The sequence below is a fragment of the Chryseobacterium sp. 27AL genome, assembly GCF_057815395.1.
In genome coordinates this window covers 391,645-407,906 of the sequence record NZ_JBYRIW010000001.1, presented here as the reverse complement: position 1 = coordinate 407,906, position 16,262 = coordinate 391,645, and the positions used below count along the sequence as shown (strand labels likewise).

Genomic DNA, 16,262 nt, shown 5'->3' with positions numbered 1-16,262 from the left:
AACATTGATACAAACAGCGAGTAAAACCCTTCAAAAAGTTGTCATTTAAGCTTTACTCAGAAGATATTTCATCCTTGCCATGAGCAGGATTACAAGAACTACGAGCAATAGTAAAAGATGAACAACAGAACCCAGATTGTCTGCAATTGATCCACCGGCCTGAACAATAGAAATATACACCTTCAGAAACGGGGAAGTCGGCAAGAGATCAGAAAAGAACTGAATTCCTTTTGGCAAAGACTGATAAGGCATTGAATATCCTGTCACCAGAAATATTGGATAAGAAGAAAAAACCAACACCTGGAATGCAAAGAGTTTGCTTTTAAAGAAGCTCCCGATCAGCATTCCCAATATAATGACCGAAGCAATAAAGGTAGCTGTAATAATTGCAAGATCAGGAAAGCTTCCTCTTACCGCTACACCAAAAATGGAAAAGTTAACCACTGCAAAAAACAACCCGAAGATCATAAAAATACAGAAATACAGCATTCCTTTACCCAGGATTATTTTAGAAATGCTAAACCCTGAGATTTCATAAAGATGACGAAGTTTTTTCTCTTCCCGTTCTGATGTGAAAGCGGCAGCAACCCCGATCAGAAGCGTCTGCTGAAGGATAATAGCCAGTAATCCCGGCAAAAGAAACGAGCCATACGTCATCCCGGAATTGTAAAGCGGGCGGTAATCCATATTGATGGGATTGGTCATTTTCATAGATTCATCTTCATTCATTCCCTGCTTATTGAAATAGGTTTTCCGTACGCCTGCTCCTATCGTAAGACAGACTTTGGTTACAGTACTCAGCAAATCGCTGGAAGGCAGAAAACGGGATGCATTAAGAACAAGATTCACATTAGCCTGTTTTTGTGAAAGAATAAATTTTTCCAAATCCTTTTGAATATACAAGTAGCCTTCAACTTCTCCCCTATACATTTTTTCCTGCGCTTCAGCAATATCTGAGCTGGGAACAATTTCAATCATCGGAGTCGAATTAAGCTGATCCGTAAGCAGCCTGGAAACTGCCGTTCCGTCTGCATCGATCAGGGCAAACTTTACCTTTTCTTCGCCTTTATTCAGATAAATACTGCCATACATAAAAGCGTACAGCACAGGAGCAATCAGCAAAATCAGGAATAGGCTCGAATCTTTCGAGATATTCCTCAATTCTCTTTTCAATATATAAAAAATTTCTTTCACTGCTGAATGTTTTTTACATATTGATTAATCTTCTTCTGAAAAACGACAATCGCAACAGGAAATGTAATCCCGATAAAGATCAGCAATTTAACCATTTCAGGATATGCATACCTGATGGGAAGTTCCATGAAGTACAGTTTAATAAATCCGTCCAGAAAATGCGTATAAGGCATGATATCCGCATAGATCTGATCATACCACGGCATTGCCCATCTGGGAAACGTAAAACCACTGAATACAAATGCCGGCGAGGTGAAAAACAGCGCCACATCCACCACAAAGAGAAGATTATCAGAAATCGCTGAAAGCATCATCCCTATTCCTATGCAAGCCAGGGCCAATAAGGTATAGAGAATAAAAAAGCTGAAATCCGTCTGTGGCTTCCCGAGATCGAAAACAGGAAATACAACAAAACTGATAAGGATAAATAAAATCCACGCTATACAAAGGTGAGCCAGCATTTTTCCGATAATGATCTGTGAAGATGAAGTGGAGATCTTCAGAAGGCTGTCGATGGTATTTCTTTTAAATTCGAGATTAAGAATAAGAACAGAAGCCACAATTAATGCCATCTGAAGCCCTACCGTTACGAGTCCGGGCGTGAGATACATCTGGTAATTAAATTCCGGATTGTAGAGAATGGTGGTATTCAACTTAACCGGTTGAACGAGAGTATTTGCTTGATCGGCAGGCATCCCCTGCTTTTCTGCTTTTTGAAGGACTACGGCAAGCCCTCCTTTAATGATGATCTCAGCAGCACCTTTATAAATCATTTTAGCGGGAACCAAGTAAGCACCATTGGTATATAAGGTAATATTCGACTGATGGTTTTTCTTGGCATCCGACTCCATATTTTTCGGAAAATGAACAGCCCCGAATATTTTCCCTTCCTTCATCAGCTTTTCGATTTCAGCATTGCTGAAAACCACATGAGTAAAGTGAATGTTTTCATTCTGCTCCATCATATCGGTCAATGTCCGTGAAACTGAAGAACCGTCTTCATCCCAGACCGCCATCGGAAGTTCACGGGCAAACTGCTTCTGATAAATAAAACCATAAAACAGAAAAATAATAGGCGGAATAACCAGCAACACCACATAAAAATTCGGAATCGAAAAAATCCGTTTCCATTCGCGTACCATGATGCTGCTGATTTTTTTCAATGTTAAAGGTTTTAATTAAGGCAGAATAAGCTGTGCGGTCATTCCTGAACGAAGTCCTTTTATTGTATTTAAATTTTCAGGTTTCACTTTGATCTGAAAAGTTCTGAGCTCAAATTCTCCGTTTTGTTTTTCGGGAACCCAGTCGGCATATCCTAATGCCGGAGCCAATTCAGATACTCTTCCTTTCACCGTTTCCGGAACACAGCCCGGAATTTTCATCGTTACCACACTCCCCTTCTCTATTTTTGCCATCTGATTCTGACGCAAATTGAATTTCACAAAAAATGAATTGTCCTTCTGGATCGTCATCATCGGATATCCGGCATTTACCATTTCGCCTTTATTGGAAACAATCGTTGATATTTTTCCTGATACCGGCGCTTTCAGAGAAGCATTATCTTTAATTTCCTGGGTCAGCTTTTCCGCATTCTGAGCCTGATTAAGAACAGCCTGTGCAGAGTTCTTCAATTCTTTATTACTGCCTCTTTGTAATAGCTGTACATTAAGTTTAGCAGTTTCAAGTTCTTTCTGTGCTGCTTTATATTTAAAATAAATCACATCCCGCTCCTGCCCTGAAACCACTCCTTCCGAATACAGATTCTGAAAGCGACTGTACGTTTTAAACATCAGATCCATTTGTTGTTGAGCAATCTGTTGAAGATTTTTTGCCGAAGCCAATACTTCAGGCTCTACGCCACGGTCGACTTTATCCAGTTGGTTTCGGGCAATTTCAACAGCATCGGCAACCTGGGACTGAATGGTTTCAATCTCGGAAGTTTTCATCTGAGCGACCACCTGACCTTCTTTCACTTCATCCCCTTCTTTGACCGGAATATCCAGCACCCGCCCGGGAAGCGACGCTGAAACATCGACAAATTCAGCATCTACCATTCCGATGACGGCATCTTTCGGGGTTTCGGCAGACTTATCTTTCAGGAGATAGACCAATGCTGCCGCAAGTACAGCAATCGGAATAAAAACAGCCCAATAGTTTTTTATAAAGTTTTTCATCTGTTATTTGGTTATGCTTCGGATCGGGTCCGGTTGATCATTGATTATATTAATTTCTAAAGATTATTTTAATTCTAAAACTACAATCACGGAATATAGTTTGTGATGTTTTCAGGATTTCCTGTGATGTAAAAATAAGTTGCCAATGCAGTCTGATACGCTACCAGAGAAGTGTAATACAGCTTTTCAGTTTCGTACTGTAATTGTAAAGCATCATTCACATCTTTTACGGATGAAAGGCTGTTTTCCATTCTTTTTCTCACCATTTCAGTGGTATTGTAGGCCTGTTTTCGTGATATATCGAATGTTTCACTTTGCTCCTTAAGGCTTACCAGCTTATTCTCCGCTATTTTGGTGGCTAGGTTCACCGATTTCTGTTTTTGTTCTATGAGCAAATCTGCTTCTTTGACTAGAGATTCAGAAGCCAAATTTCTGGAGCGGCGTTCCGGATCAAAAAGCGTCCACTGCAATTCGAGTCCGACAAGCCAGGGAGGAGTGATGACAGGAAGATCTTTCCTGAAGAACTGCACATTTCCGATAGCAAACAGATTGGGTCTTGATAAAGATTTTGTAATATACAGTCCGGTTTCGGCTTCTGCTTTCTTGCTTTGAAGAAGTTTTATATCTGCATTATTCTGAGAAGAGATGAAAGGAGGAATTTCGGTCGATTCATTTAGCTTTTCGTTGATTTCTACCGGTTCGTCAAGAGAAATCCCCATCAGATCTTTCAGCGTAAACAAAGCATTCTCTTTTTCCATCACCAGACTCTTCAGGTTTGTTTCTCCGTGAGCTCTGGCAATATCTGCCCAGTTTTTCTGATATGGCGGGATGATTTCGGCTTTCAGAAGATTGTCTGCATATGCTTCATTTTTCTGCAGAGATTCCAGGCTGTTTTTTTGTTTCTCGATCATTGAATTCAGATACATGATCTGAATATACTGTAAAGCAATATTGTATGCCGTAATATCTTTTGAAGACTGAAGGTTGGCTTCCCCAGTTTTCAGCTGTTCTTCGGAGAGCTTGCGGGATGACTTTAATTTTCCTCCGAGATATATCGGCTGACGCACGACCAGCCCTGCAAGAAAGTAACTCTGTTTGGTAATTTCCGGATTGTAATTGGGATAGACGGCACTGATGATATCTTTTGACGTCTGATAAATAACATCCTGTACCTGTTGAGAAAGCTGGTTTCCTGTTACCTGCTGATACACGGTGTTAGCAGAATATACTGCCTGATTTGCCGAGCCTTCCACGATACCGTCTTTTACCTGTTGGAGATTCACACGCAGAGGTTCACCGATGTAGTTGTATCCTGCGAGAAGATCCAGCTTGGGGAGCCCGTTGTTTTGTGTAGCTTTAAAAAGTTTCTGTCTCGTTTCCAGAGACTGTCCGGCAAGCTTTACGACTGTATTGTTCTGTTGCGCCTTTTCTATACAGTATCGTAAAGAAAACTGCTGACAAAACATTTTTGCCGAAAGCATCAAAAAAAGCGACACAGAGGTTTTCTTTATGTTCATAAACATTTGTGAGTGGTGATTAATTTTTCAGAACACTAACAAATTTAATGAAAAAGTACCATAATAACTTCATGGCTTCCTATAAAAAAATGGTGATTTATTCCTTTTACATACTCTTTGTTTTTATTTTTTAAATTAAAAAACCCTTCGTAAAGAAGGGCTGTTAATAAAAGATTACCATTTTATTCTTGGGAGAACCCTTTTGACTTCTCTTTCAATATTTCCTCCGGCTTTACGCAGCTCGTTTCCGGTATTGCGCAGTAATTTTACCGCTTCATGATTATATCCCGGGGCGACTGTAAAATCCTGCACCACATTATTAAAGTTTCTCACAATATCGTTGTTAGGACCAAAATGCTGACTAATCTCTTTTCCCAGAGAATTCAAGGTTTTCACAATGGTATTGTTCTTTCCGAAACAGCCATTATCTCCCCCTACTCCCTGTGTAAGGCATTTATTAAGTTCCATGGCGGTAAGCTGCCCGCCGGCACAACCTACAAAAACATAGGGCTGTCCGCCGGATGTTGCTGCACACTGAACTGCAATCGTCGCCTCGGTATTCAGATTAAACCTATCTGCTCCGTAGCACATGGCGGTATTCATGAAATTAACCTGACCGGTTTGTGCCTGCTGCTTTACACAGGAAACCAGTTTCTGCAGATCGGGGTCTGAAACTTCTCCAGCAAGACACAAAGGATACTTGCTGTAGTCGGCACCAAATTCTCTATAGCATTTCGTAAGAGTCTGGGCGTATTGCTGTTCTCTGCTGCCTCCCATTACGGATACCATACACAGAGTCTGCTCTTCAACGGTCGCGGAATTCTTAACACATTTATATACTTCATTTTCTTTTTTCCCGGTCATACTTGCGATCATACAGTCGCCAAATGCGTTTTGATTGAGCTGATTATTGGATGTCAGTGACTGATTATAGCAATTAACAGCGGCCTGCTCCGAGGTTATCATCACATCGCCGAAGGGCTGATCCCGGTTCACGAGATTGACAGGAATGGGGGTCACATTTCCACTGGCCGTCATAATTCCTATATTGGGATTGAACTGTGGAGGCTGATAATTTACCATAGTCGGTGCCGGTGGCTGAAAATCGTATTTCCCGATTACCCTGCTTCCTAAGGCATAATCTATTTCGATAAAGTTTCCGCGGTAATCGAGGAAGTAGGCATTTCTGTAGGGATTGACGGCCGGCAGTCTCAGAAACATCATCCCTGAAGGATCACGCTGGGCAAAACCTCTGTTTCCCGGATTTCCGTCCTGAACTACTAATCCGTTATCATATAGAGAGAAAGACTGACCTCTTAGCTGATCAAAAATCTTCCCGACATAGTTTTGTGCAGAAAAACTAACACTGACAAAAAGGAACACGATGATCCCAAGACTGCATTTCATTTTTTTAATTAATGTTTCCATAATCAGTTATTTTTATAGCATAAAATTACCTTTTTAGTTTAAAAATTTTAACCATTTTATTAAAAATACCACAAAAGTGTAATGCCTGTGGTGGCATTTCGTGATGATACCGCAAGAATATTGTTTTCAGGTATAAGAATGTTAATCGCAGGTACGAGAATGTTATCCTGCATCGCGAAAATGTAAGTCCGCAATGCTCCAATGTTATTTTATATTGCAATAAAGTAATCTTACTTTGCAATAATGTAAGTCTACATAGCTCCAATGTTATCTTACTTTGCAAGAAAGCATCTTACATCACAACAATGTATGTTCATATTGCTCCAATGTTTTCTAAAATGGTAAAATGTAATCCAGCATCGCAAGATTATAGATTTAATCTTCTTAAACAAATAATGTCAAAATAAGATTTTTACTAATTTTCAATTATTCCGTAAATAAAGGTTGCAAAAGAAAACAATTAATCGTAATATTGCGATATAATATTTTTTAAAATTATGGGAGCAACTAAAACAGACCATTTTACAGATGAACAGAACAGAATAGCTACGATTGCGAAAGCACTAGGACATCCTGCACGAGTTGCTATTATTGAGTATCTGTTGAAGGTAAATACATGTATCTGTGGTGATATTGTTAATGAATTACCATTAGCGCAGGCAACGGTTTCTCAGCATTTAAAAGAATTAAAGAACGCAGGCCTGATTAAAGGTAATATTGAAGGAACTGCAATTTGCTACTGTATTGATGAAAATACTTTTGGAATACTGAAAGATTATTTTTCAAATATAATTCTCACGACTACCCATCAGAAATGCTGTTAAGGCATTTTTTTTAAACACATCTATCGTAATATTGCATTTAACCAATAAATAAATTATGAAACTATCTGAAATTAAAGAAATCTTACCGGCATTGGAAAATGTTGAATTTCAATTAGAAAACGGAAGCTTTGTTCCTGAGCACTTTCATGTAACAGAAGTAGGAACGATAATAAAACATTTCATTGACTGCGGAGGGACTATACGAACGGAAAGGGTTGTCAATTTTCAATTATGGAATGCTGATGATTTTGAACATCGTCTAAAACCTTCTAAACTTTTAAATATTATTAAGTTATCAGAAGAAAAGCTTGGTATTGAAGATGACGAAATTGAGGTTGAATATCAAGATACAACAATAGGCAAATTTGATCTGGACTTTAACGGGAAAAATTTTGTTCTTAAAAATAAAACAACAGCGTGTTTAGCTCAGGATGCTTGTGGAATTCCAACGGAAAAACAAAAAGTAAATTTATCTGAACTTTCTAATAATCAAAATTCCTGTTGCACTCCAGGTTCCGGTTGCTGCTAAAATTCAATAAAAAAATAACTATGTATCCTAAATTATTAGAAACAATAGAATTACTGAGACGTCAGAAAATCGGGGAAGATAGAAAGGCTACGTTAGCACCATTAATTGCTTTTATTCAGAAAAGGCTGGAAGAAAAAAAAGAGGTCACCATTAACTTTATTTGTACCCATAATTCGAGAAGAAGTCATTTGTCACAAGTTTGGGCACAGGTTGCAAGTGATTATTATGATTTTCCGAATGTAACCTGTTATTCAGGAGGCACAGAAGAAACAGCTATGTTTCCCAAAGTTGTAGAGACTTTGCAAGAGCAGGGACTGTTTGTCACCAAAATTTCTGATACAGAAAATCCCGTATATGCTATTAAGTATGATGAAGACAAACATCCGGTTATTGGCTTCTCTAAAAGATATGATAGCTTATTTAACCCTACACATGGGTTTGCTGCAATTATGACCTGTTCTCAGGCGGATGGCGGATGTCCTTTCATTGCAGGAGCAGACAGACGTATTCCAATAACTTTTGAAGATCCCAAAATTTCAGATGGTACCTCTGAGCAGACCAAGGTTTACAGTGAAAGGAGCTTGCAGATTGGTGCTGAAATGTTCTATGTCTTTTCACAGATAAAAAATAAGACTGATTAAATAAACGTAATGCAACCAAAACTAAAATTTCTCGATAGATTCCTTACTTTGTGGATATTCCTGGCCATGTTTTCAGGGATAGGCTTAGGATATTTCTTTCCTAATATTTCTGAAGTTACCAATTCCTTATCAATAGGAACTACAAATATTCCATTGGCGATTGGGTTAATGATTATGATGTACCCGCCGTTAGCAAAGGTTGATTATTCATTATTGCCTAAAGTTTTCCAAGACAAAAGGGCAATTGGAATTTCTTTGTTACTGAATTGGATTATCGGTCCGACTTTAATGTTCTTATTAGCAATCATTTTTCTAAGAAATGAACCTAATTATATGATTGGTTTAATTCTTATTGGTTTGGCGAGATGTATTGCAATGGTGCTTGTGTGGAATGATTTAGCAAAAGGTAACCGTGAGTACGGCGCGTTGTTAGTGGCTTTGAACAGTATATTCCAAATATTAAGTTACAGTTTTATGGTTTGGCTTTTTATCAACGTTTTACCTGAAAAGCTAGGTTTGGCCGATTTTAATGTAACAGTATCAATGAGGGACGTTACCGAAAGCGTTTTGGTGTACCTAGGAATTCCTTTTTTAGCAGGTTTTCTGAGCCGCTACTTTTTAATCAAATTGAAAGGTTTGGAGTGGTATAACAGAAAGTTTATTCCTAAAATATCTCCGTTAACATTATATGCTTTACTATTTACGATTGTACTTATGTTCAGCCTCAAAGGAGATAAGATCCTGGAATTACCATTAGACGTTTTAAAAGTAGCTGTACCGCTGATAGTGTACTTCGTGGTGATGTTCTTTGTAAGTTTCTTTATCAATAAATCATTTAATGTTCCTTATGATAAAAATGCTTCGATAGCTTTTACGGCAACAGGAAATAATTTTGAACTGGCAATTGCCGTAGCGATTGCAGTATTTGGAATTCACTCTCAACAGGCATTCGTGGGAGTAATCGGGCCTTTGGTAGAAGTACCTGTTTTAATAATACTTGTGAGAATAAGTTTATGGCTAAAACGGATATATTACAAATAATTCGAATCTTAATAAAAATAAATAAAGGCATTTTGCCAATCAAGCTCAACCCATCCTCATGATCGGCTGACAAACTTTCCTATAAAAAAATCCTGCAGAAACATCTGCAGGACCTTATGTATACTTTGATTACCTATTAATTTCCCATTGCCTTATGATCCGTGAAAAATCTGAAGTTTTCTTTTTTCTCAATAAGCTGGATCGGGTATAATTCCGGATTGTAGGCTCCGTTCAGGATTTCATTCAGGGCATGTCTTTTGGTTTCACCGAAGGCAACGGCCAGTATATTTTCCGCCTTATTAATGATCGGTGCTGTGAGTGTAATTCTGAACATTTCCTGGGGTTTCAGATAATAGGCATCGACCCATTTGTCTTTTTCATTAAGGATTTTTTCACCAGGAAATAATGATGCGGTGTGTCCATCGTCTCCCATCCCCAGAAGGATGAAATCAAAAGCGCCATCATCTCCCAGCACCTTGCGGATCTGAGCTTCATATTCTTTTGCGAAATCTTCGGGAAGAACATTTTCCTTATACATCGGAAATATGTGATCGCTGTTTACCGGCACTTTGTCAAGCAATGTTTCGAAAGTCATTTTTGCGTTGCTTTTGTCGTCATTTAAAGGGACCCATCGTTCATCGACCCAGAAAAAATAGATATTGCTCCAGTCAATTCTTCCGGCATATTCATCTGTTGCAAGTAATTTAAAAATAGCTTTAGGAGAAGAACCTCCACTCAACGCTACTGCAAACCGGCCTTTTTCCTGTATTGATTTTTGTGAAAGCTCAGCAAAAGTTTCTGCTGCCGCTGTATATAATTTATCTAAATCATCAAATACTGTGATATTCATTTTCAGTTTTTTACATTAATACTATTTTACCACCAGCTGTCGCCCTGTCTTTCTACCAGCGCAAAGCTTTCGTCCGGACCCCAGCTTCCTGCTTTGTAATTCGGGAAAGAAGCATCTTTATTGTTTCCCCAGGCTTCCTGGATTGTTTTTACCACGTCCCAGGCTTCTTCTACCTGATCGGAACGCATAAATAAGGTTAAATCGCCCAAAAGTGCATCCAGCAGCAAGGTTTCATAGGCTTCCGGAGTATCTTCCTGACATACGAAATAGTCGAAAATCATTTCTACCGGTTCAAGTGCCAGTGAAAGTCCCGGTTTTTTAGCCATAAACTGCAATCTTATATCCATCAATGGCTGGATATTAATGATAAGCCTGTTGGCCGATAAAAGATGTGGCGTATCTGAAAAAGTAGAATGCGGTAACGGCTTAAACTGTATGGTAATATAAGAATGTTTCTCTTTCATTTTTTTTCCGGTACGGACGTAGAAAGGAACTCCCTGCCAGCGCTCATTATCGAGATAGAATTTTACTGCCGCGAAAGTTTCTGTATTGGAGTCCGGGGCAATACCGTTTTCCTGGCGATAGCCTTTTATTTCTACTCCGTTCACAACATTTTTTCCGTATTGTCCCCTTACGGCATAATGGTCTACTTTATCTGCAGGAATTCTTCGGATTGATTTCAGGACATCTACTTTACGGTCACGGATCTCACCGGATTCGAGAGATGCAGGCGGCTCCATGGCTACCATGCACAGAATCTGGAGCAAATGGTTCTGGATCATATCGCGGAGTGCCCCGGTCTGTTCATAAAAACTTCCTCTTGTCTCTACGCCGACTTCTTCGGCAACGGTAATCTGTACAGATTCTATGTGCTTAGAATCCCAAAGCGGTTCGAATATGGAATTTCCAAATCTGAAAGCCAAAATATTCTGTACGGTTTCTTTGCCTAAATAATGATCGATACGGTAGATCTGCTCTTCTTCAAATGTTTCGGAAAGGAGATTATTCAGCTCAATGGCAGACTGCTTATCATGCCCAAACGGTTTTTCGATAATGATACGGTCTTTTTTGGGATCAAATGCGAGCGAGCTGCTTTTAATATGATTCGAGATGGTAGAAATGAAATTTGGACCGATAGAAAGGTAGAACAAACGGTTTGCTCTGGTGCCGTAGATCTTATCGAAGTCATTCAGCTTCTGCTGCAGCTCTTTGTAGGAATTTTCTTCGTCGAGCTGATGCCTGAAATACGTAATGTGTGCCTGAAAGCCTGCCCAGTCTTCCGCCGTAAGTTTTTTTCTTGAAAAGCTTTCCAGATTTTCTTTTACATAGCTTTTAAAATCTTCATCCTTATTTTCTGCCCTTCCCAAAGCAAGAATGTTAAATCCTTTGGGCATTCTTCCGTCGATATACAAATTATAAAATGCCGGAAAAAGTTTTCTTTTTGCAAGATCGCCTGTCGCCCCAAAAATGATAATGGTAGTCGGTCTCAGGCTTTTATTGTCATTCATTTTCCCGAAATTTATTGATTTGTACTGTTCCATGAAGTATGGAAAATGCCTTCCCTGTCGATTCTCTGATACGTGTGTGCCCCGAAATAATCTCTTTGTGCCTGAATAAGGTTTACCGGAAGCGATTTTGTGGTATAGGCATCAAAATATCCTAAAGCCGTCTGTAGTCCTAGACTTGGAATTCCGTTTAATACAGCAAATGATGCTGTTTTCCGTAATGCGTTTATTTTTGATTTTACCAATGAAGAAATTTCTTTATCAAGTAAGATGTTGGTAAGGCCCGGGTTTTCTGTATAAGCGGCATAGAATTTCTCTAATAGTAAAGAACGGATAATGCAACCGCCTCTCCAGATTTTCACAACATCTTTTAAAGGGATTTCAAACTGATATTCTTCAGAAGCTTTGATCAGTAAAGCCAAGCCCTGTGCATAGCTGATGAGTGTTGCAAGATAAAGCGCATCTCCCACTTCGCGAATAAACAATTCTTTATCTTCAGGAGTTGTAATTTCTTTCTCAACATATATTTCTGAAGCCTGAATTCTTTCTTCTTTATAGGCCGATAAAATCCTTGATGTGACCGCAATATCAATGGTCGGGATAGAAACCCCTATTTCCATTGCCTGCTCGGAGGTCCATTTTCCGGTTCCTTTTGCACCGGCTTTGTCTAAGATCTGGTCTAAAAGATCATTATCTGTTAAAGTATCTTTCTGTTTGAATATATCTCTGGTGATTTCAATAAGGAAAGAATTCATCTCGCCGTTATTCCAATCTTTAAAGACTTCATAAAGCTCATCATTGCTGAGACCGGCTCCTCTTTTAAGAAGATCGTAAGCTTCGCTGATCAGCTGCATAATGGCATATTCGATTCCGTTGTGAACCATTTTCACATAATTTCCGGCTGATCCTTTTCCCATATAAGCGGTACAGGGTTCTCCATCCACTTTTGCAGAAATAGCTTCAAGCATAGGTTTCAGAAGACTAAACGCTTCAGCATCTCCGCCGGGCATAATGCTCGGACCTGTTCTGGCTCCTTTTTCTCCACCTGAAACACCAATTCCCATAAAATGAAGATTTTTAGATGCCATATCGGCAATACGTCTATTGGTATCCTGGAAATAAGAATTCCCGGCATCAATAACGATATCTCCTTTACTTAAAAGTGGTGAAATATTATCAAGAACAGCATCCACCGGTTTTCCTGCAGGAACCATAAGAATGATTTTTCTCGGCGTTTCCAAAGTGGCTACAAATTCTTCCAGTGAGGCTGTACCTTTGATCTTCATTTCTGAAGTGGCATTGCTGTGCAGTTGATTTACCTTCTCTTCATCGAGGTCAAAACCCGCTACAGAGAATCCGTTATCAGCAATGTTGTAGAGAAGATTTCTCCCCATCACTCCGAGGCCGATCATCCCGTAATTATATCCTTCCATTGTAATGATATTATATAAATTCTGTTATACAGAGAATAAAATTACGTAAATGCTTATGATGAAAAAAATAATGTTCAAAAAATTGTTTATTTTATAAAAAAACAAAATCATTAAATCTTCATTTAAATCAATATAAATTTATTTTTTATTTAAGTCAAAGTGAATTTATTTGAATTTTAATTAAATTGTGTTCACTTTTCATTATCAATAAATTTTACCGAAATCAAGATTAGATTTTTTAAATATTAAGGGGGCTTTTCATATTTAACAGAGAATTTTTTAATTGCTTTAATCAAAGCTAACTCAAATTAACTGGTATACAAATTCACAAAATATAAGACGTATTTAAACCAATTTGCCGGAAAGAGATTCTCACTGTTGTTATACTTCTTCGGTTTTTTTTCAGGAGTGAAAGCTTGGTTCTATCGGCCCGCAGTAATAGCAGCAATTATTAGGCATCAGGATCCTTTTTGGCTAATAAATAAAAAAGTTAAGTGCTGTTATTCAGTAACTGAATGAGCACTTAACTAAAAATATTAATATATGATAGACTTCCTATGCGTACATTTTTGACTCAATAGGCAGGCATAGAAGATTCTTCTTTACTACCAAGAATAAGTCATCAAAGAAAAAATTGATGGAGATATCATTGATTTCGGTAAGGACATTTCCTTCTTCATCTGTACAGTAAAGCGTGAAATTGCTGCCTTCTACTCTTTTAAGATGCCAGTATTGGATTTCGCAGTATAATTTTGATTGCTCATTTAAGATAATTTCCAGCAGCCAATTACAGTCTTCTCCGCTGGATACGTCAAAAATTCCTTTTGATAACTTATAACCTTCCTTGTATTCATAAAGGTCTTCAACCGCTTTATACGCGTCGTAAAGCGTATTTGCAGAATTTCTTTTCTTGTTTCGTTTAATAATACTCATGAGATTAGTTTATAAAGGTTTTTAATTCATTTCTGTTTTTGTATCAGTATTTTGATAAGGTGTACCTACATCATTTCTGATCTTTTTTAAAAATTCATTATATTCACTCGGCAGGATAAGATAGTTACCAATCTTCCAGATAACGATCTCGTCAAATAAAAAGTCAGGAGAAACAAAAGGTTTTTCAAAAAGCAAATTACCCTGGCTGTCTTTACATTGCAGCAGAAACTCCAATCCTTCTTTTCTTTTAAGGGTCCAGAATTCAAAAAGCTGCGTTTCTGAAATTTCAGACTGAAAGCAAATAATTTGTAAAAGCCATGAACACTGTTCTTCAACGGTAATTTTAAAAATTCCTTCTGAAAAAAAGAATCCTGAATAAAATTCAACAAAATCGTTTGGCTGTATAAAATGACGGTAATAGTCATTCGCCGATTGCATATAATTTTTCATTTATACTAATATTCTATAATTTTGTTTTATATTTGCAAATATAGACTAAATTCCGACTATATAAAAATATTTATGGACAAAATTCAGACCACAAAAGAAAGAATTTTAATTTTTCTTGAAAAGAACAGTATCAGAAAGGAATCTTTTTACCGGGAAACGGGAATATCGGCATCAAATTTTAAAGGTGTTGGTCTGAAAAGTGACCTCGGAGTAGATAAGCTTGCCCGGATTTTAAAGGTGTATCCTGAACTGAATGATAATCTTGTATGGTTGATCACGGGAGAAGGAGAGTTGTTAACAGAAGCAGACAGCAACAAAAAAGACCATCAAAATGATGATCTTTATACTAGTGATATTAATGATAAAATTGGAGATTTACTTGCTAACCTATTTGCCCAGTATAATACTCAGGACAAAAGTCTTATGTTTTTGCAAAGTCAAATCACTAAACTTGAAAAGCAATACAGTAAAGCTATTTCAGAACAAAACAAAATGCTCAATGAAATTCTTTCAGAAATGAAAGCAACTACTAAATAAATCAGTTTTTATTAATTATAATCTTTTCCGAGCCATAGATAAAACTTTTGGTTGGAACAGACATAACCAAATACCCGAGTTCATTAGTGAACACTTCCAGATCTTCCAGGGTTTTGATAAATCCGTTGTTAATTTCTTTCTTTACCAGATTCATTTTTTGTATATATTCCTCTTCAGATATTACCGCATTGTCATAATCTTCCCACAATTTATCCGAAAGAGCAACAAGAATCTTTAATCTATCTCTGTGACTACTCATGTTTACCTAATCGTTTAAATAATATGGAAGAAAATCTCTCTAATGTACTGTTGTTAAATTTATCCAGAAGATAAATTTTTCTGTAGTACCTGTCCAGCATAAATACCAGGACGATGATCACCAGAAGCAGGCTTACAATGGCAAGGTCTGCAATAGCGGAAATTTTGTTTTGATTGAAAAAAACAAATTTTACGTATGTGCTCAGGTGGAAATATCCGGATATTAACGCGGCATAAAATGTAAATCTGTTAGCTCGGAACAGCCCGCCCAAAGCCAGCAGTATCATGCAAACCGGTATTGACAAAAAATAGATCGCAGAATCTAAATCAAGGCTTCTTACACCGGCGTTATTATCAAGCTCAACACTAACGTCCATAAAATAGCCTACTATATTGTTCAAAAATGGCAATATAGCAGAAATAATGACAAAAACAGACGCTGTTATCTCAATAATAAGCTTACTTAGGCCTGTCCGGTTTTGTCGGGTCAATTGTTTCTCCTGAATTGTCCCCTGCTTGTTCTGAGGTATATTCGGTTGGGAGTCCTTGTGTTGCATTGATAATTCCCTTGGTTTTAGTTGAATCTATTACTACTTTCGCTGTTGTTCCATTATTTTCTTCGCCTGATTTACTGAAAATTTTGGAACTTTTGGTTTGTTCAGGTAAAGAATCTGTTTCCTCATTCCTGTCCGAACAAGCCGTTAAAAGTGTTAATAATACGATTCCGGATAATAATAGTTTTATGTTCATAGTAAAAAAATTTTAGCATTTAAAGATAAGCTTACAACTTAAATTTAAAATAGTAAAATTAAAATAAATAGTTCTTATTTCCTATATTAAAATAGACATAAAGTTAATTTTCCGGCGTTTTATATCACCTTTTATTGAATTCAAATTTACTAAAATAAATTCAGATTTTAGGAAAAATAAAGAATAAAAATCAGATTT

At 37.6% G+C, this 16,262-nt stretch carries 18 protein-coding genes; 5 read left to right on the top strand and 13 right to left on the bottom strand.

From position 1 onward, the window contains the following. Positions 1-45: 45 nt before the first annotated feature. The 5 genes from AC3WV0_RS01830 to AC3WV0_RS01810 form a co-directional block, all read right to left on the bottom strand. Positions 46-1,194, bottom strand: a complete 1,149-nt coding sequence (locus AC3WV0_RS01830; protein ID WP_488843451.1) for an ABC transporter permease — start codon at positions 1,192-1,194, stop codon at positions 46-48. Further along, the gene (locus AC3WV0_RS01825) at positions 1,191-2,357 is read right to left on the bottom strand and encodes an ABC transporter permease (RefSeq protein WP_488843449.1); all 1,167 of its coding nucleotides are present in this window, start codon (positions 2,355-2,357) and stop codon (positions 1,191-1,193) included. Before AC3WV0_RS01825 ends, AC3WV0_RS01830 begins: the two co-directional genes overlap by 4 nt. Positions 2,358-2,372: 15 nt before the next feature. After that, positions 2,373-3,368, bottom strand: coding sequence for an HlyD family secretion protein (locus AC3WV0_RS01820; protein WP_488843447.1), 996 nt, complete (start codon positions 3,366-3,368; stop codon positions 2,373-2,375). Positions 3,369-3,454: 86 nt separating this feature from the next. Next, a complete protein-coding gene (locus tag AC3WV0_RS01815) occupies positions 3,455-4,885 on the bottom strand; it encodes a TolC family protein (RefSeq protein WP_488843445.1) in 1,431 nt (476 codons plus the stop codon). A 174-nt stretch (positions 4,886-5,059) separates the two neighbouring features. Beyond that, complete coding sequence (locus tag AC3WV0_RS01810) at positions 5,060-6,313, bottom strand: hypothetical protein (RefSeq protein WP_488843444.1); 1,254 nt, start codon at positions 6,311-6,313, stop codon at positions 5,060-5,062. Between the two features lie 497 nt (positions 6,314-6,810). On the opposite strand from AC3WV0_RS01810, the gene AC3WV0_RS01805 reads away from it, so the two are divergent. From AC3WV0_RS01805 to arsB, 4 genes are read left to right on the top strand one after another with little or no spacing between them, the layout of a single operon-like run. Continuing rightward, on the top strand, positions 6,811-7,137 hold the full coding sequence (locus AC3WV0_RS01805; protein WP_488843442.1) for an ArsR/SmtB family transcription factor: 327 nt from the start codon (positions 6,811-6,813) through the stop codon (positions 7,135-7,137). A gap of 55 nt (positions 7,138-7,192) precedes the next feature. Further along, positions 7,193-7,666 (top strand): DUF6428 family protein, encoded by a 474-nt coding sequence (locus AC3WV0_RS01800; RefSeq protein WP_488843440.1) that lies wholly within the window; start codon positions 7,193-7,195, stop codon positions 7,664-7,666. A 20-nt stretch (positions 7,667-7,686) separates the two neighbouring features. Then, complete coding sequence (locus tag AC3WV0_RS01795) at positions 7,687-8,307, top strand: low molecular weight phosphatase family protein (RefSeq protein WP_488843438.1); 621 nt, start codon at positions 7,687-7,689, stop codon at positions 8,305-8,307. Positions 8,308-8,316: 9 nt separating this feature from the next. Continuing rightward, positions 8,317-9,348 (top strand): ACR3 family arsenite efflux transporter, encoded by a 1,032-nt coding sequence (arsB, locus tag AC3WV0_RS01790; protein ID WP_488843436.1) that lies wholly within the window; start codon positions 8,317-8,319, stop codon positions 9,346-9,348. 136 nt (positions 9,349-9,484) lie between these two features. Here the strand turns inward: arsB and pgl are convergent, their stop codons facing one another. The 5 genes from pgl to AC3WV0_RS01765 all read right to left on the bottom strand — a co-directional run bounded on the left by pgl (position 9,485) and on the right by AC3WV0_RS01765 (position 14,519). Beyond that, on the bottom strand, positions 9,485-10,198 hold the full coding sequence (pgl, locus tag AC3WV0_RS01785) for a 6-phosphogluconolactonase (protein ID WP_488843434.1): 714 nt from the start codon (positions 10,196-10,198) through the stop codon (positions 9,485-9,487). Positions 10,199-10,224: 26 nt separating this feature from the next. Then, positions 10,225-11,706, bottom strand: coding sequence for a glucose-6-phosphate dehydrogenase (gene zwf, locus AC3WV0_RS01780; RefSeq protein ID WP_488843432.1), 1,482 nt, complete (start codon positions 11,704-11,706; stop codon positions 10,225-10,227). 11 nt (positions 11,707-11,717) lie between these two features. Next, positions 11,718-13,136 carry an NADP-dependent phosphogluconate dehydrogenase gene (gene gndA / locus AC3WV0_RS01775; protein ID WP_488843430.1) on the bottom strand — a complete coding sequence of 473 codons (1,419 nt, stop codon included), beginning with the start codon at positions 13,134-13,136 and terminating at the stop codon, positions 11,718-11,720. Positions 13,137-13,691: 555 nt separating this feature from the next. After that, positions 13,692-14,069 carry a DUF6876 family protein gene (locus AC3WV0_RS01770; protein WP_488843428.1) on the bottom strand — a complete coding sequence of 126 codons (378 nt, stop codon included), beginning with the start codon at positions 14,067-14,069 and terminating at the stop codon, positions 13,692-13,694. 21 nt (positions 14,070-14,090) lie between these two features. Then, positions 14,091-14,519, bottom strand: a complete 429-nt coding sequence (locus tag AC3WV0_RS01765; protein WP_488843426.1) for a DUF6876 family protein — start codon at positions 14,517-14,519, stop codon at positions 14,091-14,093. A 72-nt stretch (positions 14,520-14,591) separates the two neighbouring features. Here AC3WV0_RS01765 and AC3WV0_RS01760 point away from each other — a divergent pair, with 72 nt between their 5' ends. Beyond that, positions 14,592-15,056 (top strand): hypothetical protein, encoded by a 465-nt coding sequence (locus AC3WV0_RS01760; RefSeq protein ID WP_488843425.1) that lies wholly within the window; start codon positions 14,592-14,594, stop codon positions 15,054-15,056. A gap of 1 nt (position 15,057) precedes the next feature. Here the strand turns inward: AC3WV0_RS01760 and AC3WV0_RS01755 are convergent, their stop codons facing one another. Genes AC3WV0_RS01755 through AC3WV0_RS01745 form a run of 3 tightly spaced genes read right to left on the bottom strand, consistent with a single transcriptional unit; the run spans position 15,058 to position 16,064 of the window. Further along, the gene (locus AC3WV0_RS01755) at positions 15,058-15,315 is read right to left on the bottom strand and encodes a hypothetical protein (protein ID WP_089998840.1); all 258 of its coding nucleotides are present in this window, start codon (positions 15,313-15,315) and stop codon (positions 15,058-15,060) included. Continuing rightward, a complete protein-coding gene (locus AC3WV0_RS01750; RefSeq protein WP_488843423.1) occupies positions 15,308-15,715 on the bottom strand; it encodes a hypothetical protein in 408 nt (135 codons plus the stop codon). The genes AC3WV0_RS01755 and AC3WV0_RS01750 overlap by 8 nt, the downstream gene beginning before the upstream one ends. Positions 15,716-15,773: 58 nt before the next feature. After that, positions 15,774-16,064, bottom strand: a complete 291-nt coding sequence (locus AC3WV0_RS01745) for a hypothetical protein (protein WP_488843421.1) — start codon at positions 16,062-16,064, stop codon at positions 15,774-15,776. Between the last annotated feature and the right edge of the window lie 198 nt (positions 16,065-16,262).

Bases quoted from the DNA above. Each gene is read 5' to 3' on its own strand.
- AC3WV0_RS01805 (WP_488843442.1), top strand. From the start codon at position 6,811: ATGGGAGCAACTAAAACAGACCATTTTACAGATGAACAGAACAGAATA.
- AC3WV0_RS01770 (WP_488843428.1), bottom strand. From the start codon at position 14,069: ATGAGTATTATTAAACGAAACAAGAAAAGAAATTCTGCAAATACGCTT.
- pgl (WP_488843434.1), bottom strand. From the start codon at position 10,198: ATGAATATCACAGTATTTGATGATTTAGATAAATTATATACAGCGGCA.
- AC3WV0_RS01815 (WP_488843445.1), bottom strand. From the start codon at position 4,885: ATGAACATAAAGAAAACCTCTGTGTCGCTTTTTTTGATGCTTTCGGCA.
- gndA (WP_488843430.1), bottom strand. From the start codon at position 13,136: ATGGAAGGATATAATTACGGGATGATCGGCCTCGGAGTGATGGGGAGA.
- AC3WV0_RS01755 (WP_089998840.1), bottom strand. From the start codon at position 15,315: ATGAGTAGTCACAGAGATAGATTAAAGATTCTTGTTGCTCTTTCGGAT.
- AC3WV0_RS01820 (WP_488843447.1), bottom strand. From the start codon at position 3,368: ATGAAAAACTTTATAAAAAACTATTGGGCTGTTTTTATTCCGATTGCT.
- AC3WV0_RS01795 (WP_488843438.1), top strand. From the start codon at position 7,687: ATGTATCCTAAATTATTAGAAACAATAGAATTACTGAGACGTCAGAAA.
- AC3WV0_RS01745 (WP_488843421.1), bottom strand. From the start codon at position 16,064: ATGAACATAAAACTATTATTATCCGGAATCGTATTATTAACACTTTTA.
- zwf (WP_488843432.1), bottom strand. From the start codon at position 11,706: ATGAATGACAATAAAAGCCTGAGACCGACTACCATTATCATTTTTGGG.
- arsB (WP_488843436.1), top strand. From the start codon at position 8,317: ATGCAACCAAAACTAAAATTTCTCGATAGATTCCTTACTTTGTGGATA.
- AC3WV0_RS01800 (WP_488843440.1), top strand. From the start codon at position 7,193: ATGAAACTATCTGAAATTAAAGAAATCTTACCGGCATTGGAAAATGTT.
- AC3WV0_RS01810 (WP_488843444.1), bottom strand. From the start codon at position 6,313: ATGGAAACATTAATTAAAAAAATGAAATGCAGTCTTGGGATCATCGTG.
- AC3WV0_RS01765 (WP_488843426.1), bottom strand. From the start codon at position 14,519: ATGAAAAATTATATGCAATCGGCGAATGACTATTACCGTCATTTTATA.
- AC3WV0_RS01760 (WP_488843425.1), top strand. From the start codon at position 14,592: ATGGACAAAATTCAGACCACAAAAGAAAGAATTTTAATTTTTCTTGAA.